Here is a 24,539-nt window from a genome sequence, read left to right as displayed (position 1 = left end):
CAGCGCTCATTAGTTCACGTCCTGCCGCAGCGCCTCGGGCGTGACGAGCACGACGCCGTCGTCGGTACGATAGAAACGTTCGGCGTCGCGCACCGGATCTTCGCCGATTACCGTGCCGTCCGGGATCGTGCAGCCGCGGTCCACGACCACCTTCTGCAAGCGGCAACTCGCGCCGACGGTGACCTGCGGCAACAAGACTGCCTCATTGATATTACAGAACGAACTCACCTTGACGTTCGACGACAACACCGAGCGCGAAATCTGCGAACCCGAGATCACGCAGCCGCCGCACACGATCAGATTGTTGCCCGAGCCTTGCAGTCCCTTCAGGTCGCGCACGAACTTGGCGGGCGGCAGTTGCTCCTGGTAAGTCCAGATCGGCCAACTGCGGTCGTAGAGGTCCAGCGTCGGGATCGTGGAGGCGAGGTCGAGATTGGCGGCCCAATAGGCGTCGATGGTGCCGACGTCGCGCCAGTACGGCTCGACGTTCGGGTCCGAGGACACGCACGACATGCTGAACGGATGCGCGATCGCGGTGCCTTGCGTGACGACGCGCGGCAGAATGTCCTTGCCGAAGTCGTGATCGGTATCGACGCTCGAGATGTTTTGTTCGAGCAATGCGTACAGGTAGTCGGCGTCGAACACGTAGATGCCCATGCTTGCGAGGGCGGTGTCGGGCCGGCCGGGAATCGCCGGCGGGTCGGCCGGTTTTTCGACGAAGCCGGTGACGCGGCGGTTTTCGTCGACGGCCATCACGCCGAAGGCCACCGCGTCCATGCGCGGCACTTCGATGCAGCCGACCGTGCAATCGGCGCCGCTCTCCGCGTGGTCCGCGATCATGCGCGTGTAGTCCATCTTGTAGATGTGATCGCCCGCCAGCACGACGACATACTTTGGACGAATCGAGCGGATGATGTCGAGGTTCTGGAACACCGCGTCGGCCGTGCCGCGATACCAGTGCGCGCCTTCGACGCGCTGTTGCGCGGGCCACAGATCGATGAACTCGCCGAACTCGCCGCGCAGAAAACCCCAGCCGCGCTGCAGATGACGCAACAGCGAGTGCGCCTTGTACTGCGTGACGACGGCGATGCGCCGGATGCCGGAGTTCAGGCAATTGGACAGCGCGAAGTCGATGATGCGGAATTTGCCGCCGAAATGTACGGCTGGCTTGACGCGTTTGTTGGTGAGCGGACCGAGCCGGGTGCCGCGTCCGCCGGCCAGTACGATGGCGAGAGTGGTGCGTTGCAGATCGTTCAACCGTGCCGGCGTATCCATGTCTGTCTCCTTTGTCGACCGCAGTTAGCGCTTTAGCGCTTACTGCGGTCCCATGTAATCGTTCCGTTGTGCCATGCAATGAATGCCTCGCTTACTTCCCCGATGCGGCTGGTCGATCGCTTCTACATTGATCCGCGTTTGATTCGCTTTTGATTCGCGTATTGCGGCTGCTGCGCTGGCGAGCCCGTCCCGTAGTTCTAGCACTGAATGGCCTCGCGCGGGCGACGTTTCTCGGCTGCGAGCCGCCGACGCGCCCAACTGCGAACCTTCGGCCGAGGCGCGCCGACGCTCCGTGCGCCACGGCACATAGCGAGCGAGGTTCCGTGCGCAATATGCGTGCCACGCGATGTGCCGCACGGCGCGGCGTATCGCGGCGCCTCCTGGAGAAGCGGGCTGTGTGCGTGCCGCTGCGCGGTCGCGATGGGCGTCGTAGAATCGTCCGCGATTGCGCGGCATGTCGGCGGCCGCTTGCGGCGAACTTTTAATGTGCGCTGGCAGCCGCCTCCATCCGCATCCTTTTCCCGGCTTCTTCGATAGAAAAATGTCCATCAGCTTTCGCCGTCTTTCATTGCTTGCAACGTTGAGCGCCGCCGCATTCGGCGCCGCGCCGGTCACGGTTTGTGCCGCATCTGCGGCTTCTGCCGAAACGCTGGCGACGGGCTCGGTCGGCGCGTCGTCGACCGTATCCACGGCCGCTTCAACCAGCGGCGCATCCGAAACCGCCGCAGCCGGCGGCAATGCAGGCCCGGCCTATGGCCCCGAGTTGCAGGGCTTCACCTATCCCGAACCTGTCGGCCAATACGACTTCACTTCGCAAGGCGTTGCGCTGCATATGGCCTACATGGACGTCAAACCGGCGCACGCGAACGGCCGCACGGTCGTCCTTCTGCATGGCAAGAACTTTTGCGGCGCGACGTGGGAGGCGACGATTCATCGTCTGAGCGAAGCGGGTTATCGCGTGATCGCGCCGGATCAGATCGGCTTTTGCAAGTCGAGCAAACCGGAGCACTATCAGTACAGTTTCCAGCAGCTCGCGCGCAATACTCATGCGCTGCTCGAGTCGCTCGGTGTGAAAGACGCGACCATCGTCGGACATTCGACGGGCGGCATGCTCGCCGTTCGCTATGCGCTGATGTATCCGCGCGAGACGCAGCAACTGGTGCTCGTCAATCCGATCGGGCTCGAGGACTGGAAGGCGAAGGGCGTGCCGTCGTTGTCGGTGGACGACTGGTATCGGCGCGAACTGAAGACCAGCGCGGACGGCATTCGCCGCTACGAGCAGTCGACGTACTATGCCGGCCAATGGCGCGCCGATTACGAACCGTGGGTGCAGATGCTCGCGGGCATGTACCGGGGGCCGGGCAAGCAGATCGTCGCGTGGAATTCGGCGTTGCTATACGACATGATTTATACGCAGCCGGTGGTCTATGAGTTCGGGCAGTTGAGCATGCCGACGCTGTTGCTGATCGGGCAGAAGGACACGACCGCGATTGGCAAGGACGCGGCTTCACCCGAAGTGCGCGCGAAGATCGGTCATTATCCGGAGTTGGGGAAGGCCGCGGCGAAAGCGATTCCGGATGCGACGCTGGTTGAGTTCGCTGACCTGGGCCACGCGCCGCAGATGCAGGACCCGGACGCGTTTCATAAGGCGCTGCTGGAGGGGTTGGCGGCGGTGCAGGGGAGTCGGTGAGGGTTTAAACGGCTCTTTGTCTCGAGATCGTGCTTCTATTTTGCTAACCGGCAGCGGCTCGACTGCTGCACACGATGAACCAACCCCGAAGTACGACCTTGACCAAAGCGCGCGCCGTACCCATGCCTGGCAACAGCGTACTCGCGCCGCTCTACGCGGGCGCGGATCTTTTGGACGCCTTTGCAATCCGACTGCCCGCGGGGGCCAGCGATGATCTTGAGGTGTTGGCACGCGCCGCGTTCGAGCGGCAGGCGTGGTGGATTCGTGCGCTCACGCGTGTCCGCGATCTGACGATGGCGACGGTCGGCGTCAAATCGTCTCGCGACGTCGGTCTTGCGGCGGCGGCGCGTGGGCCGGTTATCGGCTACTTGCCGCTGCTGTCGAAGAGCGCGACGGAGCTGGTAGTCGGCGCGGACGACCGGCATCTCGACTTCCGCGCGACCATCCAACTACGCGGCGACGCGGCAAACGGGCGAGAACTGCTCGCGGCCACGGTGGTGCATTGCCACAACAGACTCGGGCGAATCTATCTTGCGACGATCGCGCCGTTTCATCGCGCGATTGTGCGGGCCAATCTGGAACGGGCAGTAAGAGCAATGAGAAGCTAAGCGTCTCGCTCGCAGTACCCGCGTTTGTCCTTCTTCGCTCGCAGCGCGAAGTCCACGCTGCGAGCCAACCACTCCCGCGCAAAACCGTTACGGCTGAGGCTGAGCAAACACATCAGTGCGATTGCCAAGGTTCCCGGAGTTCGTCTGCACGAAGAACGGCACGAAGCTCGAGCCGATCGCGGCCAACCCCTGATAATCCCCGACGAAGAAGCCCTCGGCATCGGGCGCGGTCTTGAGATCGAATGCGCCCGCCACGTGTGTTTCATTGGCGAACGTCGCTCCCTTGTCCGTCGATGTCGTCTGCCAGATATCCGTCGGTAACGTCGTGGTGTTGCCATCCGCCAGATTGCGGAAATCGTAGTACGTCACTGCAACGGTCCCCGACGAATTGACGTTGATGCTCGGATTGAATGCCGGCCGTCCCGTGGGCGTATTAACGCGGATTGGTGCGCTCCACGTGCTGCCGCCATCTTTTGAGGTAGAAAGCGCGATCTCGTCGTAGAGCCCGCCATTGAAGCGCGAATCCTGCCAGACGACATACAGTTGCCCCGTCTTCGGATCGATCGCGGGCTCGGGAATGATGTCTCCCGAACGCACCGCTTCGCCGGTGTTCGGATCGAACACCGATACGGTCTGCAAACCCGAGATGATTTTCGGCTTCGTCCATGTCGCGCCGTCGTCGGTCGATTTGATGAACGCCACCTTGCCGGCCGCTTTCGAAAACGGCGGAGAGATCAGGTCGAAGAAGTCATAGAGCGTTCCGTTCTGCGAGTTGACGACGATCTGGTTGCCGATCGTCTGCTGCCGGGAGGGCACCGTCACGATCACCGATGGCGGACTCCATGTCAGGCCGCCATCGGATGTCTTCGAGAACATCGATGGCCCGCGGAAGGCGGCCGTGTGCGTGTTGGCGTACGGATTGCCGTTCGGCAATTCGAGCCGGTCCCACACGGCGTAGGCGACGCCTGCCTTGATCGGATTGGCCGTCACCGATTCCTTGTCGTTGAAGAATTGCAAGGTCGGTTCGTTGTTGGCGATGATGGTGCGCGGGTTTGCCCACGTCAGGCCGCCGTCCTTCGAAACCGAAGCGAGCACCGCGTTGCTGTTGTTGGATTGGTTGAAGGAGATCGACACGGCGTACGCGGTTCCATCGGGGCCGATCGACACCCACGGATCGGACGCGCGCTCGTAATCAGTCCCGCCCGCGCATGCGGTGAAAGGCAGTGCAGCCGGCGTGGCCCATGTCAAACCGCCATCGAATGATGGGCGGGCAACCAGGCCGTGTGCGCCGCCGTTGTCCCATCGGTCCTGCTGCCATACGCCGATCAGGTTCGACGGATTTTTCGGGTTCGTGGCGACCCACGGCTCGACTTCGGCATTCACATAGTTCGTGCCGGGGCCGCCGATGGTGCAAGTGGCAAAAAGGCTGGGGCCGGACACGAGGACGGGCGCGGCCCGACTGGTCGGAATGATTGCGGCGAGTACAAGAGCGAGCGGAACGCTGCTCAGAAATGCACGGGGCTTGTTGCAACGCATGGAAGGCTCCTTCTCCATTGCGACCTGTAGCAGCCCACGGTAGCGCGCCGGCAGTTGCGAAAGAAGTGGAGTGGCGTTGCACCTTCGCCGGAAGTCTTAACGATGGCATCGTCGGCGCGCCTTGTTTCCGCCATTATTCGCTCGCCATACTCACTACCGCTTCAACTGCCACAGACCGCGAGCGCTGATCACCGCCAGCGCGTCGGTCACAGTTTCACTACGCAAGATCAAGTGGTTTTTTCACGCATCGGAAAACGTCGTCACGGTATGAGCGGACGCTTTGCGAAGACCGTCTTTTGTCAGATGCGTGGATTGGACTTTAGGTCGCGGCAACGGACGTTGCGGGAATTTTTTGTAACGATTGAAAGCGATACACATTCTTGTTTGTCGTTTCAGTTCGCACCTGTTCACGAGCATTACGACGCAATCGCCGGGCGTGCGTTGCACGCCGAAGGGCCGCTGCCTCTGACGCGAAATGCGCAGCGGCGAATGCAGGCTTATGGAATTCGACGTTCCATTCTGGTCGTGTACGGGTGCGACGACCCAGACTTCGTGCGCCTTCTAACTCCACGATGCTCCTGCCTGTGACCCTCACTCATAGGATCACAAGACGCCTTCTTGCCTCGGTTTCGTTTGCTTAAAGTGACACCACTGCAGCAGCTTTTCTTCTGTCCCGCTGCTGCAAGCACAGTTACTTCGCCACTTTATTCAACGACAACCTTTGGAAGAAATCATGAAATCGCTCATCAATGCTGTTGCAGTCGCCGCCGCCCTTGCCATCCCCGCAGCATCGTTCGCTCAGTCGAACGATCAGGTCACCCGTGCGCAGGTTCGCCATGAACTGGTGCAACTCCAGAAGGCTGGATACCGTGCTGGCCAAGGCGATCAAGCGTTCTATCCGGCTCAGATCGAGGCCGCCACTGCACGTGTGGCTGCGGAGGAAAAGTCCGCGAGCGGCTTCGGCGGTGTAAACAGCGGTTCCTCCGCCAGTGGCGCACCGGCGACCAACGGCGTCCGGTCTCTGTATTCCGGCCGTTGATTCAACGCTGCGAACGATGTCACGACGAAATGAACGGACCTTGCTGCGCCCTAACCGATTGCAGAGGCGAAGCACTGACTACATAGCCGTGTCGTCATGACAGCGTTGCCGGCAATTCGCAACTCAAATTCGCAACTCACCTATCACGCATTGGAGAACGACATGAAAGTACTGATGGTTTTGACCTCGCACGATCAATTGGGCAACACCGGCCGCAAGACCGGCTTCTGGCTGGAAGAACTCGCGGCGCCTTACTACACGTTCAAGGACGCGGGCGCCGAGATCGTGCTGGCCTCGCCGCAGGGCGGCCAGCCGCCGCTCGATCCGAAAAGCAACGAGCCGGCCAATCAGACCGACGAGACACACCGCTTTGAAAACGACGCGGCGGCCAAAGCGCAACTCGCGGCAACCGTGCGCCTCGACAGCGTCTCGCAGGCGGACTTCGACACGGTGTTCTATCCCGGCGGCCACGGCCCGTTGTGGGACCTGGCCGAAGACTCGCATTCTATCGCGCTGATCCAGTCGTTCATCGCCGCCGGCAAACCCGTTGCACTCGTGTGTCATGCACCGGGCGTGCTGCGCCACGTCACCACGCCGGACGGCAAGCCGCTGGTCGAAGGCAAGAAGGTGACGGGCTTCACGAATTCGGAAGAAGCCGCGGTCGGCCTGACCGAAATCGTGCCGTTCCTCGTCGAAGACGAACTGAAGGCCAAGGGCGGCATCTACTCGAAGATCGAGGACTGGGCGCCGTACGTGGTCACCGACGGCCTGCTCATCACCGGACAAAACCCGGCTTCGTCGTCTTCCGCTGCCGCAACCTTGATGCAGCACCCGGCGCTCGCCGCGCAATAACAGCCGCCTATCCGCCGACGCGCATTGCCCTCGGGCACGCGCGCGGCGTTTCCACCAAAGAGCCAGCTAGCTGATCGCGCAAGGTCGCGATGATCGCGCGCAGCCGGCTCGATCGAGCCCGTCGCAATGCGCGACCTGGGTCCATTCGGGAGCGAAAAGAACATGGAATATCCTTCACTCTTCACGCCGCTCAAGCTCGGGCGGCACACCTTGCGCAACCGTATCGTGCTGCCGCCGCTGACGCGCCAGAGAGCCGCCCAGCCCGGCGACATACCGGCCGCATCGAGCGCGCTCTATTACGGCCAGCGCGCCGGCGCGGGCTTCATGATCAGCGAAGGAGCGCAGATCGAACCGCGCGGTCAGGGCTACGCGTGGACGCCCGGCATCTACAGCGACGAACAGGTCGAAGGCTGGGCTCGCGTGACCGACGCGGTGCACGCCGAAGGCGGCGTGATCTTCGCGCAGTTGTGGCATGTGGGCCGCGTCTCGCATACCGCGTTGCAGCCCTACGGCGCAGCGCCGGTTGCGCCTTCGCCGATCGCGGCACAGAAGGTCAAGGCGTTCATCCAGACCGGTCCCGGCACCGGCGCGCTGGTCGGACCATCGGTGCCACGCGAGTTGAGGGTCGCCGAGATCGGCGAGTTAGTCGGCCTCTACGCAAAGGCAGCGCAGAACGCGCTGCGTGCGGGCTTCGACGGTGTCGAGATTCACGCGGCCAATGGCTACCTCGTGAATCAGTTCATCTCGGCACACTCGAACAGGCGTGAGGACGAGTACGGCGGCTCGCTGCACAACCGCTTGCGCTTTCTGCGCGAGATCGTCGGGGCGGTCGCCGCGGTGGTCGGGCCTGAACGGCTGGGCGTGCGCTTCACGCCGCTGTTCACGAGCACCGATCAGGATCGCGTGTACATCGGCCTCGTCGAAGACGATCCTCACCACACGTATATCGAAGCAATCAAGGTGCTGGAAGCTGCCGGTGCGGCCTATGTGTCAATAGCGGAAGCCGACTGGGATAACGCACCCGATCTGCCGACGGCGTTTCGCGAGGAAGTCCGCCGGGTGTTCAGCGGCCGCATCATCTACGCGGGTCGCTACACGGCCGAGCGCGGCGCGCGCCTGATCGAAGCGAACCTTGCGGACCTGATTGCATTCGGCCGCCCGTACATCGCGAACCCGGATCTGCCTGAGCGCATCGCGAACGGCTGGCCGCTCAATGCCGTGAATCCGGCAACGTTGTATGGCGGCGGGGACGAAGGACTCACGGACTATCCGGCCTACGCGGAATCGTTATCCGTTCAGGCAGACGAGGTGATCGCATGAGCAAGGGATCGAAGCGGGCCGTCGCCTGTGCGATCGGGCAGCCCGACGACGTCGACATCGACGAGATCGTGCTTCGTCCCACGAGCCAGGAGTTCTGAGCGAACGCTGACTCACACTTTCCAGCGACAGGGCCACGCGCAAGACATTGTGCGTGGCCATCACGCAAATGCGGCGCTTCATACGAGAGCGGCTTCGACGCGTTCGTATGAAGCGCCGCTAGTCGTCGTGGCACAACCTGGACATTTTGCCGTGATAGTGTTCGCATTCCCGGTCGAGCCACGCATGTCCGGGCCGTCAGTGGGCTGGTCGTATGCTGCCTCGCGACGATGCCCGGCACGTCCGCCCGCCTGCCCATTCGCCGTTAACCGAGACACTATGTCCAGAAGACCCTCTGCCGAGCAGCGACGCGAACTTGGCGCGTTTCTTTCAAGCCGCCGCGGCCGCCTGCAACCTGCCGAATTCGGCCTGCCCGACGGCCCCCGCCGTACCCCCGGCCTGCGCCGCGAAGAGGTCGCCGTACTCGCGGGCGTCAGCGTTAGCTGGTACACCTGGCTCGAACAGGGCCGCGACATTCAACCGTCGGCCGATGCGCTGCGCAGAATCTCGCGCGTGCTCAAGCTCGACACCGTGGAGTCGGCGCATCTGTTCGCGCTTTCATCGCGCGAGCTTTCGCAGGTAGCAACCGGCAGCGGCGTCACCGAAGGCCTCGAACGACTGGTTCGCTCGATCAACGTTCCGGCCTATGTCCGCAACACGCGGCTCGACATTCTGGCGTGGAACGATGCCATTGCCGACCTGTTCGTCGACTATGGATCGCTGGAGCCGCATGAGCGCAATACCTTACGCCTGCTGTTTCTCTACAAGCCTTATCGCACGCTGATTCTCGACTGGGAGCAGATGACACGCGGCATGATCTCCGCGTTCCGCGCCGCGCGCGCGCAGGCGCCGGACAAGGCGCCGTTCGATAGCCTCATCGACGAGCTCACGGCACTGAGCCCCGAGTTCAGCGACTGGTGGCAGGACACCGAGGTCAAAGGTTTCGATGAAGGCGACAAACGGCTTCGTCATCCAGCCGGCGGCCACATCGAATTCACCTACGTTGCGTTGACGCCCACCGGCAGACCGGACCTGTCGCTCGTGACTTACATTCCCCGGCACTCTGCCAGTGAGTCCGACTCATAGGATCACAAGACGCCTTCTTGACCCGCCCCGGTTTGCATAAAGTGACACCACTGCAGCGACTTTCCACTGCTCGTCACTTCACTCAATCGAGGCAAACATGTCGAACCTGAACCTTCCCACCGCCATCGGCGCAACGTCGCGCAATCCCGCAACCGGCGAGTTCATCGCGCACTATCCGTTTCAGACCGCCGACGAAGTCGAGCGCATGCTGGAGGACAACGCCGCGGCCTACCGGCTGTGGCGCGGGACGCCCATGGCTGTGCGCGTGGCAACTTACCGCCGCCTGGCCGCGACGTTGCGCGAGCGCTCGGAAGCGTTGGCCGCGCTGATTACTCAGGAGATGGGCAAGACGCTCGCCGCCGCACGAGCCGAAATTGCCAAGTGCGCCAGCGCGATCGACTGGATCGCAGAGCATGGTCCCGCTTTCCTCGCCGACGAACCGGCGCCTGTCGAAGGCGACGATCAGGTGCATGTCTCCTATCTGCCGATCGGTTCCATCCTCGCCGTGATGCCGTGGAACTTCCCGTTGTGGCAGGTGATTCGCGCATCGGGTCCGATCATGCTCTCGGGCAACGGCTTCATCCTCAAGCATGCCGCCAATGTGATGGGCTCGGCGTACGCGTTGCAGGACGCTTATGAAGCCGCCGGCTTCCCGGTCGGACTCTTCGCCAACCTGAATGCCGATAACGAAACCGTGGCCCACGTGATCGAAGATCCGCGCGTTGCCGCCGTCACGCTGACCGGCAGCATGCGGGCCGGGTCCGCCGTCGCATCCACGGCGGGCCGGGCGCTAAAGAAGACGCTGCTGGAACTCGGCGGCGCCGACGCCTTCATCGTCTTGGCCGATGCGAACATCGACCTGGCCGTGAAAGCGGCCATCGAGGCTCGCTTTCAAAACGCCGGCCAGGTTTGTCTCGCGGCCAAGCGGTTCATTGTCGAGAGGCCCGTTGCAGAAGAGTTCACGCGCAAGTTCGTGGCCGCCGCGCGTCAGGTCGTGGCGGGCGATCCGCACGATCCGGCAAGCACCATCGGGCCGATGGCGCGCGCCGACTTGCGCGACGAACTGCACGGCCAGGTGCAACGCACCATCGAAGCAGGCGCGACGCTGCTGCTCGGAGGCAGCAAGGTGGAAGGCGCCGGGAATTATTACGAGCCGACCGTGCTCGCGGATGTCGCCCCCGGCATGGCTGCTTTCGACGAAGAAACCTTTGGCCCGGTCGCCGCAATCACCGTTGCCGACGACGCCGAGCACGCTATCGAACTTGCCAACACGAGCGACTACGGTCTCGGCGGCAGCCTGTGGACGAGCGACGTCGCCCGTGCACAGCGAATCGCGCGCCGGCTGGAAACGGGCGGCGTCTTTATCAACGGCTTCTCCGCTTCGAATCCGCGCATTCCGGTGGGCGGGGTCAAGAAGAGCGGATACGGCCGTGAACTGTCGCACTTCGGTCTGCGCGAGTTCACCAACGCTCAGGCGGTGTGGGCCAAGACCGTCGATTGATCCGACGTTCCCCGGTTCGCCCGATCACCTCGCGTATCGTTAAGGCATCCAAAACATTCGCGCAGGCTTGCGCATGACCCGTACGCTAACGGGTCATCGGCGGCAGCCTGCAAGCTGAACCATTGCAACCAATTGTCCAATCATCGTTAACTTCTGGAGTCGAAAATGAAAACCATCAACAATATTCGCCGTTTTGCCGCAGCCTTGGCCATTGGCGCCGGCGCATTCGCCACGCAATTCGCCGAAGCCGCACCTGTCAAGAACATCGTCCTGGTTCACGGCTATTTCGCCGACGGCTCGGGCTGGCAAGCCGTGTCGAAGATCCTCGCGCGGGACGGCTATAACGTCTCGGTGGTTCAGGAGCCGGAGACCTCGTTCAAGGAAGACGTCGCCGCGACTACGCGTATCGTCGATGCGCAGGACGGCCCGGCAATCCTCGTCGGCCATAGTTATGGCGGAGCGGTGATTACCGAGGCGGGCAACAATGCGCGCGTGGCGGGCCTCGTCTACATCGCCGCGTTCGAACCGGATGCGGGCGAAAGCCTCAAGGACCTGACGACGAAAATGCCGGCCGCGACAAAAGCCATCAAGGCAACCGACGATGGCCACCTCTACTTCGACGCAGAGCACTTCAGAGCCGACTTCGCTGCCGACGTACCCGCCGCGGAGGCCGCATTCATGGCGAGTTCGCAGGTCATGCCGGCACATGAGTCGTTCACCGCGCCGGTGAGCCAGCCGGCCTGGAAAACGAAGCCGAGCTGGGCCGTCGTGGCGACTCAGGACCGAACTGTGAATCCCGATCTCGAACGCTGGATGGCGGGCCGCGCGAAGAGCACGGTCGTGGAGGTTCCGTCGAGCCATGTCGCCTATCTGTCGCATCCGGCAGAAGTCGCCCGGGTGATCGAGCGGGCGGCCACTGCAACGGGCAGCCGCTGAGGGGATCGACCAAAGCAAAACGGCGGCGCGTCGACGCACCGCCGTCTTCATACACCTCGAAAGCCTCACTTCCCCCCAGCCATTTCCTCCCAAATCTCCGCCCCAATCTCAAACGACCGCAACCGCGCCTCATGATCATAGATCTGCGCGGTGAGCATCAACTCATCGGCGCCGGTCTGTTCGATGATCGACTTCAAGCCCTCGCGCACCGCATCGCGATCGCCGATCGCCGTGCACGCGAGCGAATGCGCGACCGAGTTCAATTCCATTTCCGAAGCCGCAACCCGGTCCACCGGCGGCTGCAATTGCCCCGGCGTGCCACGCCGCAAATTGATGAACTGCTGCTGAAGCGACGTAAACAGCCGCCGCGCTTCTTCATTGGTGTCGGCTGCGAAGAGGTTCACGCCGACCATCGCATACGGCTTGTCGAGCGTCTCCGACGGACGGAATTGCGCGCGATAAACCTGCAACGCCGTCAGCATGTAATCCGGCGCGAAGTGCGACGCGAATGCAAACGGCAAGCCGAGCGCCGCCGCAAGCTGCGCGCTGAAAAGCGACGACCCGAGCAGCCACAGCGGCACATGCAAGCCCGCGCCGGGCACCGCGCGAATGCGCTGGCCGGCGACGGGGTCCGCGAAATAACGCTGCAATTCGGCGACGTCGTCGGGGAACGAGTCGGCGCTGTTTTGCAGATCGCGGCGCAGCGCGCGCGCCGTGCTTTGGTCGGTGCCGGGCGCGCGTCCGAGTCCCAGGTCGATGCGGCCGGGATAAAGCGATTCGAGCGTGCCGAACTGTTCGGCGATCACGAGCGGCGCGTGATTGGGCAGCATTACGCCGCCCGAACCGACGCGGATCGTCTTCGTGCCGCCCGCCACATAGCCGATCACGACCGAAGTGGCCGCGCTCGCAATGCCGGTCATGTTGTGATGCTCGGCAAGCCAGAAGCGGCGGTAGTTCCACCGCTCGGCGTGCTGTGCGAGATCGAGCGTGTTCCTGAAGGCATCCGCTGGCGTGGCGCCCGCGATGACCGGCGAAAGGTCGAGGACCGAAAAAGGGATCATTGTCTGTTGGCTTGCTGTTTCTGGCGCTTTCACGCGATGGGGCATTCTCGCAAAGCTTCCGGCTTTCTGCTGGCGACGCCGGGATGTCCACGTTTGCGAAAGGGTTTGTCGGCGGCATCATGGGCACTGAACCGCCGCAGCGCTTTCCCCGGCACCTCTGCCGTTACATGCAAGTTCGATATAGATATGGCCGATCAATATTTAACAAGCGCATGACGGCCTGCTACCGTGAACGCCTCGAACAATGCACTGCCATTGCATTCGGCCCGCAACGCCGCGGCCTCGCCGGGCAGCAATCATTCATGGAGGCACTCGCGTGTCCATCGAATTCATCGGCATGATCCAGACTCGCAAGGTATCGGAAACGCACGCGCCGCAAGGGCCGGCTATCGATGTCGGCTACCTCGAACAGTTCGCGCGCGCGCATGAAGCGGCGGGCTTCGACCGCATTCTCGTGCCGCATCATTCGACGAGCCCCGATGCGTTGCTCACCGTCGCGCACGCCGCGAGCGTGACGAGCAACGTGCACTTCATGCTCGCGCATCGTCCGGGCTTCGTGGCGCCGACGCTCGCCGCACGGCAACTGGCGACGCTCGATCATTATTCGCGCGGCCGTCTCGCGGTGCACATCATCTCGGGCGGCGACGACGCGGAGCAACGCCGCGACGGCGACTTCCTCTCGCACGACGAACGCTACGCGCGCACGGACGAGTATCTGCAGATCCTGCGCCGTCTCTGGACCGAAGCGAAGCCGTTCGATCACCACGGCCAATACTATCGTTTCGAACAGGGCTTCTCGGAAGTGAAGCCGGTTCAGCAGCCGCATATCCCGGTGTATTTCGGCGGCGCATCGGCGCCCGCACTCGAAATCGCTGGACGTCATGCGGACGTCTACGCGCTATGGGGCGAGTCGAAGGCGCAAGTGCGCGAGCAGGTGACGCGCGTGCGTGCCGAGGCCGCGAAGCACGGGCGCACCGTGCGCTTTTCCGTGTCGTTCAGGCCGATCCTCGCCGCGACAGAAAGCGCGGCATGGGAGCGCGCCGAGCGCATCCTCGCCGAGACGAAGCGGCTGCGCGCGCTGCAAGGACTCGGCGTGGGCGGCCCCGCGCAAAGCGAAGGCGCGCGGCGCTTGCTCGCGGCATCCGGTGAATCGGATCGCGCCGACGAGCGCTTGTGGACCGGCATCGCGAAGGAAATCGGCGGACGTTCGAATTCGACGGCGCTCGTCGGCACGCCGCAACAGGTCGCCGACACGCTCGCCGAGTACTACGCGCTCGGCGTCACGACGTTCCTCGTGCGCGGCTTCGATCCGCTCGAAGACGCCATCGACTATGGCCGCGAACTGATTCCCGCAACACGCGAACGCGTGGCGCGCGTTGCGCTGGCCGCGTGAACGGAGCCGCGATGACCGACCTTTCTCACGCGCATCCACGGGCTGACGAAGCACGTTCGCCGGCCAGCACGCTCTCGACCCTGCAACGCCACGCGCCGCTGCGCAAATTCTGGTTCGACGACGTGCCGCCGCGCACGGATCTCGCCGCCGAGCGCCGGTATCGCCAGGAGCGGCTTGCCGTCGCGTTTCGTCTCTTTGCGCGCTACGGCTTCGATCAGGGGCTCGCCGGTCACATCACCGCACGCGATCCGGAATGGACCGATCACTTCTGGGTCAATCCGTTCGGCAAGCATTTCAGCCGCATCCGCGTGTCGGATCTGCTGCTCGTGAATGCGCAAGGCGAGATCGTGGTGGGAGAAGGGCCCGTGAATCAGGCGGCGTTTGCGATTCATGCGGCGATTCACGAGGCGCGTCCCGATGTCATCGCGGCGGCGCACACGCATTCGCTCTACGGCAAGGCGTGGTCCACGCTGGGCCGCACGCTCAATCCGCTGACGCAGGATTCATGCGCGTTCTACGAGGACCACGCGCTGTTCGACGATTTCCGCGGCGTGGTGCTCGATACCGGCGAAGGCGCGCGCATCGCGGCGTCGCTCGGCACGCACAAGGCGGTGATCCTCAAGAACCACGGCATTCTCACGGCAGGTCCGAGCGTCGAGGCGGCCGCGTGGTGGTACATCGCGCTCGATAACGCGTGTCATGCACAACTGCTCGCCGAAGCGGCCGGCACGCCGCAACGTATCCCGCACGACGTTGCCAAGCTCACGCACGAGCAGGTGGGCCGCGCGAATGGCGCATTGTTCGCGTTTCAGAGCCTGCTGGAAGGGCTCGTCGAAGCGGAGCCCGACGTGCTGAATTGAAGCGCGCGTACGCATGCCACGCGCAGCGTTTCTTCGCGAGACGCTGCGCGCCACGTCGTGCAGGCGGCAGCCGTTCGCGGTCGATGTTGCACCGCTTTGGGCCGCCGCTGCCGCGCGATGCTCTCTCGATGTGCGTAAAAGACGAAGAGAACTCGCGCGCATCAATCTTCGGACCTATCCTTCAATGTTAGCGATGACCCAGACCCTGCGGCCGGACCGGCTGCGCACGTTCGTCGGCCAGATCGCGGCGCTCGTCGACGGCGACACACCGGAAGCGGCGCTGCTCGACGCCGGCGCCAACGCGCTGCGCGGCCTGATCGCTCACGACGACTGGCTGCCCGACGCATTCGCGCGGCCCGATCCCGAGCGCTATCAGCAGTACCTGTTGCACGCGGACTCGCGGCAGCGCTTTTCGGTCGTCAGTTTCGTGTGGGGGCCGGGGCAGGCGACGCCGGTTCACGACCACACGGTTTGGGGCTTGATCGGCGTGCTGCGTGGCGCGGAAATTGCGCAGCGTTACCGTGTCGCGGCGCACGGCGAAGTCCTCGCCGAGGGCGCCCCCGAGCGCCTTGGCGCCGGCGCAGTGGATGCCGTGTCGCCACGCATCGGCGATATTCATCGCGTGAGCAACGCATTTGGTGACCGTACGTCGATCAGCATTCACGTGTACGGTGGAAATATCGGCGCAGTGAACCGCTCGGTGTACCCGGGCGGCGCCCGTCGAAAAAAGTTTGTGTCCGGCTACTCGAACGACGTGTTGCCGAACATCTGGAATGTGTCGAAGGAGTCTCCGATCCCATGACTTTCGTGAAAGATTTTCGTACCCGATCTTATGCAGACGTGCGCCGCGCACTGCTCGAACGCGAGGAAATCGCGCTCGTCGATGTGCGCGAGGAAGATCCGCACGCGCGCAGTCATCCGCTCTTTGCCGCGAATCTGCCGCTGTCGCGGCTCGAACTCGATGCACCGGTGCGCTTGCCGCGCCGCGACGTGCCGATCGTCGTGCTCGACGACGGCGAAGGGCTCGCCGCGCGCGCCGCTGAACGTTTCGAAAGCCTCGGCTATAGCGACGTCGCGCTGCTCGAAGGCGGCCTGCAAGGCTGGCGCAAAGCCGGCGGCGAGTTGTTCCAGGATGTCAACGTGCCGAGCAAGGCGTTCGGCGAACTGGTCGAAAGCGTGCGCCACACGCCGTCGCTCCCGGCACAGCAGGTGCAGGCGCTGCTCGACCGCGAAGAGAACGTGGTCGTGCTCGACGCGCGCCGTTTCGATGAATACCAGACCATGAACATTCCCGGCAGCATCAGCGTGCCGGGGGCGGAACTCGTGCTGCGCGCGCGCGAACTGGCGCCGGACCCGGCCACGCGGATCATCGTCAATTGCGCGGGGCGCACGCGCAGCATCATCGGCGCGCAGTCGCTGATCAACGCGGGTTTGCCGAACCCGGTTGCCGCGCTGCGCAACGGCACCATCGGCTGGACGCTCGCGGGGCAGCCGCTCGCGCACGGCAGTTCGCGGCGGCCTGGTCCCGTCGTCGACGACGCGTTGCGTCTCATCGCAGCCGATGGCGCGCGCGCCGTCGCCGACCGTGCGAAAGTGGGCCGCACGTCACGCGATGAAGCGCGCCGCTGGGCCGACGAAGCGGTGCGCACCGTGTACCGCTTCGACGTACGCACGCCGGAGGAATACGAAGCGGGCCACGTGCCGGGCTTTCGTTCCGCGCCAGGCGGCCAGCTTGTGCAGGAAACCGAAATGTTCGCGCCGGTGCGCGGCGCACGCGTGATTCTCGCGGACAGCGACGGCGTGCGCGCGAACATGACCGCGTCGTGGCTCGCGCAGATGAACATCGAGGTCTACGTGGTCGACGGTTTGACGGCCGCCGACTTCGCGGAAAAGGGCGCGGCGCCTGCGGCGCGCCTGGCCCCGCAGCCGCCCGACGCCGATGAAATCGCGCCCGCCGAACTGGCCGCGCTGCTTCAGTCGCCGGGCACGGTGGTGCTCGACTTCACGAGCAGCGCGAACTACGTGAAGCGCCACATACCGGGCGCGTGGTTCGTGATCCGCAGTCAGTTGGAAACGGCATTGCACAAGCTGCCCGACGCGCGCCGCTATGTGCTGACGTGCGGCAGCAGTCTGCTCGCGCGCTTCGCCGCGCCCGACGTGGCGGCGCTCGCCGGCAAGCCGGTGCAGGTGCTGACGGGCGGCACGGCGGCGTGGATCGAAGCGGGCCTGCCGGTGGAAAGCGGCGAGACGCGGCTGGCGTCACCGCGCATCGACCGTTACCGGCGTCCTTATGAGGGCACCGATAACGCGCGCGAAGCGATGAATGCCTATCTGGAGTGGGAATACGGGCTCGTCGCGCAACTGGCTCGCGACGGCACGCATGGTTTTCATGTGATCTGACGGGGTTCGGCGGATCGCGGGGACAGGGACGGCGACTGACGGCGCGCGCCCGCGGCTGCGCGCGTGTCCTTGAATTGCCGCGCGATCGCGGTGCCGAACCGCTCCACCGGCTGCTGCAATTTGCCGAGCGCGCGCGGCTGCACGAGCCAGATGTCGATGACCGGCTTGAAGTCGCTGACCGACACCACGTCGAGCCTGTCGGCATAGGCGCTCGCATTCAGGAGTGGCAGCGGCACGAGTCCAAGACCATGACCGTCCGCCACGAGTTGCAACTGCAACTCCGTGCCGAGCGTTTCCAGATTCAGCTTGAGCGCGAGACCGAGACCCGTCAGCGCGCGTTGCAGACCGTCGCGGAAGCCGCAGCCGTCCGGATTCAACACCCAGCCAATCGACTGACACTGCGCGAGCGTATGCGCGCGTTTCGTGAGCAAACCCTTGCGCGCGACCACCGCGAGTTTGATGCGGCCGAGCGAGCGCGCCGACAGCGTGTCGTCGAAGGTTTTGTTGGCCGGGAGCAGGATCGCGGCGACATCCAGTTCGCCGTCTTGCAGCCGTTCGAGTAACTGGCTGCCCCAACCAGTCGACGCGCGCGCCTGCAAATCGGGGTACGCGTCTTTCACCACGCGCAGCGCCTCGCCGAGCGCGACATCGGCGATGGTCTGTGCGACGCCCACGCGCAGCGTGCCGGTGGGCGGCGTGTCGGTCGCGACCATTTCGCGCAGCACGTCGAGTTCGCGCTGAATCGCGCGGCATTGCTCGTAGACGATCCGGCCGGTCGCGGTCGCCTTCAGCGGACGCGTGTTGCGGTCGAGCAATTCGACGCCGAGCGCTTCCTCGAAATTCTGCAAACGGCGCGTGATGGCCGGTTGCGTGAGCCCGAGCGAGAGCGCCGCCTGCTGCAGCGACTGACAGCGAATAACGGTGACGTAGGCGTCGATTTCGTCGATCTTCATGATGAGCGATGAGGTGGTTCGTGCGCCCGATGATACCTGCATCGCTGTTCCCGCATACTTTGCAAGCAACAAAAATTCGCATATTTGCTTAGCACGATAATGCGTTTGTCTTATACAAGACGCTCGCTTATCGTCGTCGAATCTATTGCTCGACACCTTCCTGGAACGTCATCCTCATCATGTCTTTTGCGATTTTCTCCGTCGTGCCTCGGGCACTTGTCAAACCGCTTGCCGCAATTATCGTGGCCATTCCCGCGATGTTGGTGTTGTGCGCGAGGCCCGCCGCCGCGGCCGACTTACCCGTGCTCAAGGTCGGCGACCAGTCGTTGCAGACGCGCGGCATTCTCGAAGCGTCCGGCCAGTTGAAAGACCTGCCGTACAAGATCGAATGGTTCAATTTTCCGGCAGCGCAGCCGCTTGGCGAAGCACTGAACGCGGGCGCCGTGGACGTCGGCGGCCTCGGCGACGCGCCGCTCGTTTTCGCGCTCGCAGCGGGCGCGCGTGTGAGGGCGGTCGCCGCGACGCGCTCGAATCCGCTCGATCTGGCGATCGTCGTCGGCCCGCATTCGCCGCTCACGGACGTCGCGAGTCTGAAGGGCAAGCGTCTCGCGACGACGCGCGGCTCCATCGGCCACTATCTCGCGCTCGCCGCGCTGAAAAAGGCCAACCTGTCCGCAAGCGACGTCGCGTTCGTGTTCCTCGCGCCCGCCGACGCCAAGGCCGCGCTCGCGTCCGGCAGCGTCGACGCGTGGTCGGTGTGGGACCCGTACACGGCGCTCGGCGAGTCGCGCGATCACGACCGCATCATCGCGAACGGCGTGGGTTTGTCGGAAGGGCTCAGCTATCAGGTCGCGACCGAGGCGGCGATTGCCGGCAAACGCGCGCAATTGGCGGACTTCCTGCGGCGCGTGGCGATCGGCCAGCGCTGGGCGCTCACGCATCCCGACGAAGTCGCGGCGATGCAATCGCGCGTGACGGGCTTGCCCACCGATGTGTTGAAGACGGTCTATCAGCGCGGCCAGGTGCATCCGGTCGCAATCGACGATACGGTCGTGGCCGCGCAGCAGCGCACCGCGGACACCTACGAAGCGGCCAACGTGATTCGCGCGCATCTGGATGTGCGTGCAAGTTTCGACCGCAGTTTCCCGTTGCCCTGACCGCGATGGCGCCGAGCCTTCCGGCGCCGCGAAATCCTCTGCAAATTCGGTGTAAACGCGCTCTCGTCTAGCGCTTCCAATCCCGTTAGATTAACGTCACTTGGAAGGCTTATTGAGGGGACCAGGGCGGCCAGTCAAGCAGCGGTTCGCCACTTCCGGCGATGGCGCAAGGTGTACGGCCAAGGCCGTTCATCGCCGCGCCGGAACGGACCGCTGCGCGTCGTCCTTCACGCGGTTTTCGCACATCTTCAAGACCGGCGTACTGACCGTACCCGCCGTCACGACCACCGCTTCACTGCCGTCCGGCATGGGCGACGCTTTGCACAGCGTCGCTTTTTTGCTTTCTGTTGCGTCTGTTGCGCTTTGCAATAATTGGCGCGCAGAGGGCGTCATCGTCGGAAAAGCGCTTTACGTCCTGCATTTTTCGCCTGCGAGGCCGGTTTCGCCGTGTCTTTGCGCGCCGTGTGCGCGCTCGCGGTTTTTGCGTCACGCGGTTATCCTGTAGCGCGCCCTAAGGAACGTCCAGCGGATGTCGAGCGGGAACTCCAGCGGGGAATCACTACACGACCGATGCGGTCATTCGCGTCCGCATCGCTACAGGAAATTTGCTGTGAGCCTGAAACTGCCTCTTGTCGCCATGCTGGCTGCATGCCTCGCGCTCACTGCGTGCGACGACCAACAGAGCGAGCACGCCGTGCAAAAAATCAAGGACCTGTTTAACGCCGTCAAGCCCGACGCGCTGCTGCTCAAGGACATGACGCCGGGCGTCACGACCGAAGCGCAGATCCGCGAGCAGATGGGCAAGCCCGAAACCGAACGCACCTTTACGGACGGCTCGAAGCGCTTCGAGTATCCACGTGGTCCGCAAGGTATGAATACGTACATGGTGGACGTTGACCGTGACGGTAAACTGCAATCCATCACGCAAGTGTTGACCGCGGCGAACTTCGGCAAGATCCGCATCGGCATGAGCGAGGACGAGGTGCGGCGGCTGCTCGGCAAACCGGGCCAGGTCGCGGTGTTTCCGCTCAAGCCGGAAACGGTGTGGAGCTGGAAGTGGCGCGAGGGCGGCGTGACGGAAGAAGGCATTTTCAACGTGCACTTCGACCAGAATCACACGGTGTACACGACATCGCGTTCGGACGTCATGCGCGGGCGCTAGAAACGCTGTAAACAACGAGAAGCAGACGAAGAAAGACGGGGGGGCATCATGATACGTCGACGTCGATACAGCCGTATCGGGCTGGTGTTGGGAGGCGGCGCCGCGCGCGGCTGGGCGCATATCGGCGCGATCCGCGCGCTGCACGACGCGGGCATCAAGCCCGACGTGGTATGCGGCACGTCGATTGGCGCGCTGGTCGGCGCCGTCTATGCGAACGGCGATCTGGACTGGCTCGAGGAGTGGGTGTCGCGGCTCACGTGGCAGACGGTCGTGCGCCTGCTCGACTTGCGTTTGTCGGGCGGTCTGCTTGGCGGGCGCAAGGTGATCCAGTTATTCGCCGACAAATTCAACGGCCGGTCCATCGCGCAACTGAACATGCCGTTCGCCGCGGTCGCCACCGAACTCGACACGGGCCGCGAAAGCTGGCTGCAGGACGGCAGCGTGGTCGACGCGGTGCGTGCGTCGATTGCGATTCCCGGCATTTTCACGCCGGTTTGGCACAACGGCGTATGGCTCGTCGACGGCGGCTTGAGCAATCCGGTTCCGGTGTCGGTCGCGCGCGGCATGCGGGCCGACTGCGTGATTGCCGTCGATCTGAACAACGACATTCTCAACGGACGCGATTTCGGCGGCGCGGTCGTGGACACGCCCGCCATCGACCCGAACGCGCCGACGCCGGTTTCGATGCGCCGCAACGGCAAGCCCTGGCCGCGCTGGCTCGCGCCCGCCGAAGAGCGCGCGACCGACGACGTGCGCGTGCCGCCCGCGCCGAGCGCGCGCGTGCCGTCCATGCTGAGTTCGATCGCGCAAAGCATCGACATCATGCAGGTGCGGATCACGCGCAGCCGTCTCGCGGGCGAGCCCGCAGACATCCTGATCCAGCCGCGCCTGGGCGGCATGGGCATCTTCGATTTTCATCGCGCGGCGCCGGCCATCGAGGAAGGGCGCGCGGCGGTCGAATACATGCTGCCCGCGATCCGCGCGCGGCTCGGCATGGACTAGCGGCGGCCCGCTCCTGATCTTCGCACGGCCGCGCTTCGCCTTACGCGAAGCGCGCGCCGTCTATCGAAAAAGCGACCTCAAACTTGCTAAATCGCGGCGGCGCGTCCGCGCCGCGCTGGTGACTGCATCCCGCCGCGCCCCCCAACACCAAGCGCCGCGAGCCGCCCGGCGCTTTCCGCGCGCCCTGCTGCGGCGCAGCAAACTTTGCGTCGGCCTTTGAGAAATTAATTTTCGCTTGGGAGACTCCGCGCCATGCCTGATGAGCCGGGGTCCGACGAGCCGGCTGCATCGAGGCGTTCTCAAACCAAACTGGATGGAGACACGCGTGGTGCTATACGGCTTTGGTCCGGTCCTGCTGGCCGGCACGATCCAGACGGTCGAACTGTCGGTGCTGTCGCTCGCGGCCGCCGTGCTGCTCGGCCTCGCGGGCGCGGCGGCGAAACTCTCCTTGAACCGGCCGTTGCGCGCGCTCGCCACCGGCTACACGACCTTGATCCGCTCGGTGCCTGACCTCGTGCTGATGCTGCTGCTTTTCTACAGCATCCAGATCGCGGTCAACAATCTGACCGACGCGCTCGATGTGGCGCAGTTCGACATCGACCCCTTCGTCGCCGGCGTGCTGACGCTCGGCTTCATTTACGGCGCGTATTTCACCGAAACGTTTCGCGGCGCGTTTCTCGCCGTGCCGCGCGGCCAGCTCGAAGCGGGCAGCGCCTACGGCATGAGCGGCGTGCGCGTGTTCGCGCGCATTCTCTTTCCGCAGATGATGCGTTTCGCGCTGCCCGGCATCGGCAACAACTGGCAGGTGCTCGTGAAAGCGACGGCGCTGGTGTCGATCATCGGTCTCGCGGATGTCGTCAAGGCCGCGCAGGACGCGGGCAAAAGCACCTTCAACATGTTCTTCTTCATCCTGATCGCGGCGCTCATCTATCTCGCGCTGACGACCGTCTCGAACCTCGCGCTGATCTGGCTGGAACGCCGCTATTCGATCGGCGTTCGGCACGCGGAGCTTTAAGACCATGATCGACATTCTCAACGACTTCTGGCGCGCGTTTCTCTACTGGGACGGCCAGCGCATGTCCGGCCTCGCGGTCACGTTGTGGCTGCTGGTCGTGTCCGTCGGCATCGGCTTTTGTCTTGCGATTCCGCTCGCGGTCGCGCGCGTGTCGAAAAAGCGCTGGCTGTCGACGCCCGTGCGTCTCTATACATATGTGTTTCGCGGCACGCCGCTGTACGTGCAACTGCTGCTTATCTACACCGGCATGTACAGCCTCGAATTCGTGCGTTCGCACCAACTGCTGGATGCGTTTTTCCGCAGCGGCTTTCACTGCGCGATTCTCGCATTCGCGCTCAACACCTGCGCGTACACGACGGAGATTTTCGCGGGCGCAATTCGTTCGACCTCGCATGGCGAAGTGGAAGCGGCCCGTGCCTATGGCATGAGCTGGTTCACGATGTACCGCCGCATTGTGATACCGTCCGCGCTGCGCCGCGCCTTGCCGTTGTACAGTAACGAAGTAATCCTGATGCTGCACGCGACCACCGTCGCGTTCACGGCTACCGTGCCGGATATCCTGAAGGTGGCGCGCGACGCGAATTCGGCAACCTATCGTTCGTTCGACGCATTCGGCCTCGCGGCGTTGATCTACCTCGTGGTGTCGTTTGCTCTCGTCGCGCTGTTCCGCCGCGCCGAGCGTCACTGGCTCGGTTATCTGGCGGTCCGCACGCATTGAGCGCGCCGTCGCAAGTTCGATCGTATTTTCAAAGGGAGAGCACCTTGCTCCACACCACGCAAACCCAGGCTTGCAAGCTCGCCGTGCAGGACATCCACAAGCGCTACGGCGACAACGAAGTGCTCAAGGGCGTGTCGCTGAACGCGAACAAGGGCGACGTGATCAGCATCATCGGCGCGAGCGGTTCGGGCAAGAGCACCTTCCTGCGCTGCATTAACTTTCTCGAGCGGCCGAACGCGGGGCAGATTGTCGTCGACGGCGAAGCGGTGAAGACCAAGGCCGACCGCGCCGGCAATCTCGAAGTCGCGGATCACAAGCAGTTGCAACGCATTCGCACGAAGCTCGCGATGGTGTTCCAGCACTTCAATTTGTGGGCGCATATGAACGTGATCGAGAACGTCGTCGAGGCGCCGATTCACGTGCTCGGCCTGCCGCGTCGCGAAGCCGAAGAGCGAGCCCGCGAATATCTCGAGAAGGTGGGCCTCGCGCCGCGCGTCGAAAAACAGTATCCGGCGCATTTGTCCGGCGGTCAGCAGCAGCGCGTGGCGATTGCCCGCGCGCTCGCGATGGATCCCGATGTGATGCTGTTCGACGAGCCGACTTCGGCGCTCGATCCCGAACTCGTCGGCGAAGTATTGAAGGTCATGCAGAAGCTCGCGGAAGAAGGGCGCACGATGATCGTCGTCACGCACGAAATGGGTTTTGCGCGCAACGTGTCGAACCATGTGATGTTCCTGCATCAAGGCCGCACCGAAGAAGAAGGCTTGCCCGCCGAAGTGCTGAGCGCGCCGCGCAGCGAGCGGCTCAAGCAGTTCCTCTCCGGCAGCCTGAAGTAACGCGCGCCGCGTCCGCCCGTTCGCCCGCTCGCCGCGTTGTGAT

Annotated in this window: 22 protein-coding genes and 1 pseudogene; 18 read left to right on the top strand and 5 right to left on the bottom strand. The window is 63.9% G+C overall.

Going from position 1 to position 24,539, the window contains the following annotated elements; translation table 11 throughout:
- Positions 1-9: 9 nt before the first annotated feature.
- A complete protein-coding gene (gene glgC, locus BGRAMDRAFT_RS22400; protein WP_006051118.1) occupies positions 10-1,275 on the bottom strand; it encodes a glucose-1-phosphate adenylyltransferase in 1,266 nt (421 codons plus the stop codon).
- A 541-nt stretch (positions 1,276-1,816) separates the two neighbouring features.
- Between glgC and BGRAMDRAFT_RS22395 the strand changes: the two genes are divergently transcribed.
- Positions 1,817-2,965, top strand: coding sequence for an alpha/beta fold hydrolase (locus BGRAMDRAFT_RS22395; RefSeq protein WP_006051117.1), 1,149 nt, complete (start codon positions 1,817-1,819; stop codon positions 2,963-2,965).
- A 74-nt stretch (positions 2,966-3,039) separates the two neighbouring features.
- Positions 3,040-3,573: a DUF2867 domain-containing protein gene (locus tag BGRAMDRAFT_RS22390; protein ID WP_198143933.1), complete on the top strand. Its 534-nt coding sequence runs from the start codon at positions 3,040-3,042 to the stop codon at positions 3,571-3,573.
- Positions 3,574-3,660: 87 nt separating this feature from the next.
- Here BGRAMDRAFT_RS22390 and BGRAMDRAFT_RS22385 read toward each other — a convergent pair whose 3' ends face one another.
- Complete coding sequence (locus tag BGRAMDRAFT_RS22385) at positions 3,661-5,109, bottom strand: sialidase family protein (protein WP_006051115.1); 1,449 nt, start codon at positions 5,107-5,109, stop codon at positions 3,661-3,663.
- Positions 5,110-5,466: 357 nt separating this feature from the next.
- Positions 5,467-5,667 (bottom strand): annotated as a pseudogene (locus tag BGRAMDRAFT_RS36145) (5'/3'-nucleotidase SurE); the annotation flags it as partial.
- A gap of 175 nt (positions 5,668-5,842) precedes the next feature.
- On the opposite strand from BGRAMDRAFT_RS36145, the gene BGRAMDRAFT_RS22380 reads away from it, so the two are divergent.
- The 6 genes from BGRAMDRAFT_RS22380 (at position 5,843) to BGRAMDRAFT_RS22355 (ending at position 11,939) form a co-directional block, all read left to right on the top strand.
- Complete coding sequence (locus BGRAMDRAFT_RS22380) at positions 5,843-6,148, top strand: DUF4148 domain-containing protein (RefSeq protein ID WP_006051114.1); 306 nt, start codon at positions 5,843-5,845, stop codon at positions 6,146-6,148.
- Between the two features lie 162 nt (positions 6,149-6,310).
- Positions 6,311-7,000: a type 1 glutamine amidotransferase domain-containing protein gene (locus BGRAMDRAFT_RS22375; RefSeq protein ID WP_006051113.1), complete on the top strand. Its 690-nt coding sequence runs from the start codon at positions 6,311-6,313 to the stop codon at positions 6,998-7,000.
- A 162-nt stretch (positions 7,001-7,162) separates the two neighbouring features.
- Positions 7,163-8,320 carry an alkene reductase gene (locus BGRAMDRAFT_RS22370; protein ID WP_006051112.1) on the top strand — a complete coding sequence of 386 codons (1,158 nt, stop codon included), beginning with the start codon at positions 7,163-7,165 and terminating at the stop codon, positions 8,318-8,320.
- 282 nt (positions 8,321-8,602) lie between these two features.
- Positions 8,603-9,502 (top strand): helix-turn-helix transcriptional regulator, encoded by a 900-nt coding sequence (locus tag BGRAMDRAFT_RS22365; RefSeq protein WP_232292334.1) that lies wholly within the window; start codon positions 8,603-8,605, stop codon positions 9,500-9,502.
- A 97-nt stretch (positions 9,503-9,599) separates the two neighbouring features.
- Positions 9,600-11,003 (top strand): NAD-dependent succinate-semialdehyde dehydrogenase, encoded by a 1,404-nt coding sequence (locus tag BGRAMDRAFT_RS22360; RefSeq protein ID WP_006051109.1) that lies wholly within the window; start codon positions 9,600-9,602, stop codon positions 11,001-11,003.
- A gap of 165 nt (positions 11,004-11,168) precedes the next feature.
- Positions 11,169-11,939, top strand: a complete 771-nt coding sequence (locus tag BGRAMDRAFT_RS22355) for an alpha/beta hydrolase (RefSeq protein ID WP_006051108.1) — start codon at positions 11,169-11,171, stop codon at positions 11,937-11,939.
- A gap of 65 nt (positions 11,940-12,004) precedes the next feature.
- On the opposite strand, the gene BGRAMDRAFT_RS22350 is transcribed toward BGRAMDRAFT_RS22355, so the two are convergent.
- On the bottom strand, positions 12,005-13,000 hold the full coding sequence (locus BGRAMDRAFT_RS22350; protein ID WP_006051107.1) for an LLM class flavin-dependent oxidoreductase: 996 nt from the start codon (positions 12,998-13,000) through the stop codon (positions 12,005-12,007).
- Positions 13,001-13,316: 316 nt separating this feature from the next.
- On the opposite strand from BGRAMDRAFT_RS22350, the gene BGRAMDRAFT_RS22345 reads away from it, so the two are divergent.
- From BGRAMDRAFT_RS22345 to BGRAMDRAFT_RS22330, 4 genes are all read left to right on the top strand, one after another.
- Positions 13,317-14,393 carry an LLM class flavin-dependent oxidoreductase gene (locus BGRAMDRAFT_RS22345; protein ID WP_006051106.1) on the top strand — a complete coding sequence of 359 codons (1,077 nt, stop codon included), beginning with the start codon at positions 13,317-13,319 and terminating at the stop codon, positions 14,391-14,393.
- An 11-nt stretch (positions 14,394-14,404) separates the two neighbouring features.
- The gene (locus BGRAMDRAFT_RS22340) at positions 14,405-15,253 is read left to right on the top strand and encodes a class II aldolase/adducin family protein (protein ID WP_006051105.1); all 849 of its coding nucleotides are present in this window, start codon (positions 14,405-14,407) and stop codon (positions 15,251-15,253) included.
- Positions 15,254-15,446: 193 nt separating this feature from the next.
- Positions 15,447-16,055, top strand: coding sequence for a cysteine dioxygenase family protein (locus BGRAMDRAFT_RS22335; RefSeq protein WP_044021701.1), 609 nt, complete (start codon positions 15,447-15,449; stop codon positions 16,053-16,055).
- Positions 16,052-17,653, top strand: a complete 1,602-nt coding sequence (locus tag BGRAMDRAFT_RS22330; protein WP_006051103.1) for a rhodanese-related sulfurtransferase — start codon at positions 16,052-16,054, stop codon at positions 17,651-17,653. The genes BGRAMDRAFT_RS22335 and BGRAMDRAFT_RS22330 overlap by 4 nt, the downstream gene beginning before the upstream one ends.
- Here BGRAMDRAFT_RS22330 and BGRAMDRAFT_RS22325 read toward each other — a convergent pair.
- Positions 17,641-18,606 carry a LysR family transcriptional regulator gene (locus BGRAMDRAFT_RS22325; protein ID WP_083803842.1) on the bottom strand — a complete coding sequence of 322 codons (966 nt, stop codon included), beginning with the start codon at positions 18,604-18,606 and terminating at the stop codon, positions 17,641-17,643. The genes BGRAMDRAFT_RS22330 and BGRAMDRAFT_RS22325 overlap by 13 nt on opposite strands.
- Before the next feature lie 179 nt (positions 18,607-18,785).
- On the opposite strand from BGRAMDRAFT_RS22325, the gene BGRAMDRAFT_RS22320 reads away from it, so the two are divergent.
- The 6 genes from BGRAMDRAFT_RS22320 (at position 18,786) to BGRAMDRAFT_RS22285 (ending at position 24,496) form a co-directional block, all read left to right on the top strand.
- Positions 18,786-19,763, top strand: coding sequence for an ABC transporter substrate-binding protein (locus BGRAMDRAFT_RS22320; RefSeq protein WP_006051101.1), 978 nt, complete (start codon positions 18,786-18,788; stop codon positions 19,761-19,763).
- Positions 19,764-20,373: 610 nt separating this feature from the next.
- Positions 20,374-20,925, top strand: coding sequence for an outer membrane protein assembly factor BamE domain-containing protein (gene bamE, locus BGRAMDRAFT_RS22310; RefSeq protein WP_006051099.1), 552 nt, complete (start codon positions 20,374-20,376; stop codon positions 20,923-20,925).
- 48 nt (positions 20,926-20,973) lie between these two features.
- On the top strand, positions 20,974-21,927 hold the full coding sequence (locus BGRAMDRAFT_RS22305) for a patatin-like phospholipase family protein (RefSeq protein WP_006051098.1): 954 nt from the start codon (positions 20,974-20,976) through the stop codon (positions 21,925-21,927).
- A gap of 325 nt (positions 21,928-22,252) precedes the next feature.
- Positions 22,253-22,942 carry an ABC transporter permease gene (locus BGRAMDRAFT_RS22295; protein ID WP_006051097.1) on the top strand — a complete coding sequence of 230 codons (690 nt, stop codon included), beginning with the start codon at positions 22,253-22,255 and terminating at the stop codon, positions 22,940-22,942.
- Positions 22,943-22,946: 4 nt separating this feature from the next.
- Positions 22,947-23,660, top strand: coding sequence for an ABC transporter permease (locus tag BGRAMDRAFT_RS22290; protein WP_006051096.1), 714 nt, complete (start codon positions 22,947-22,949; stop codon positions 23,658-23,660).
- A gap of 44 nt (positions 23,661-23,704) precedes the next feature.
- A complete protein-coding gene (locus BGRAMDRAFT_RS22285) occupies positions 23,705-24,496 on the top strand; it encodes an ABC transporter ATP-binding protein (protein ID WP_006051095.1) in 792 nt (263 codons plus the stop codon).
- The last annotated feature ends 43 nt before the right edge of the window (positions 24,497-24,539 follow it).

The organism is Paraburkholderia graminis C4D1M, assembly GCF_000172415.1.
Taxonomy (GTDB): domain Bacteria; phylum Pseudomonadota; class Gammaproteobacteria; order Burkholderiales; family Burkholderiaceae; genus Paraburkholderia; species Paraburkholderia graminis.
Note: the sequence above shows the minus strand (reverse complement) of the source record. Positions and strands in the feature narration are given on the sequence as shown.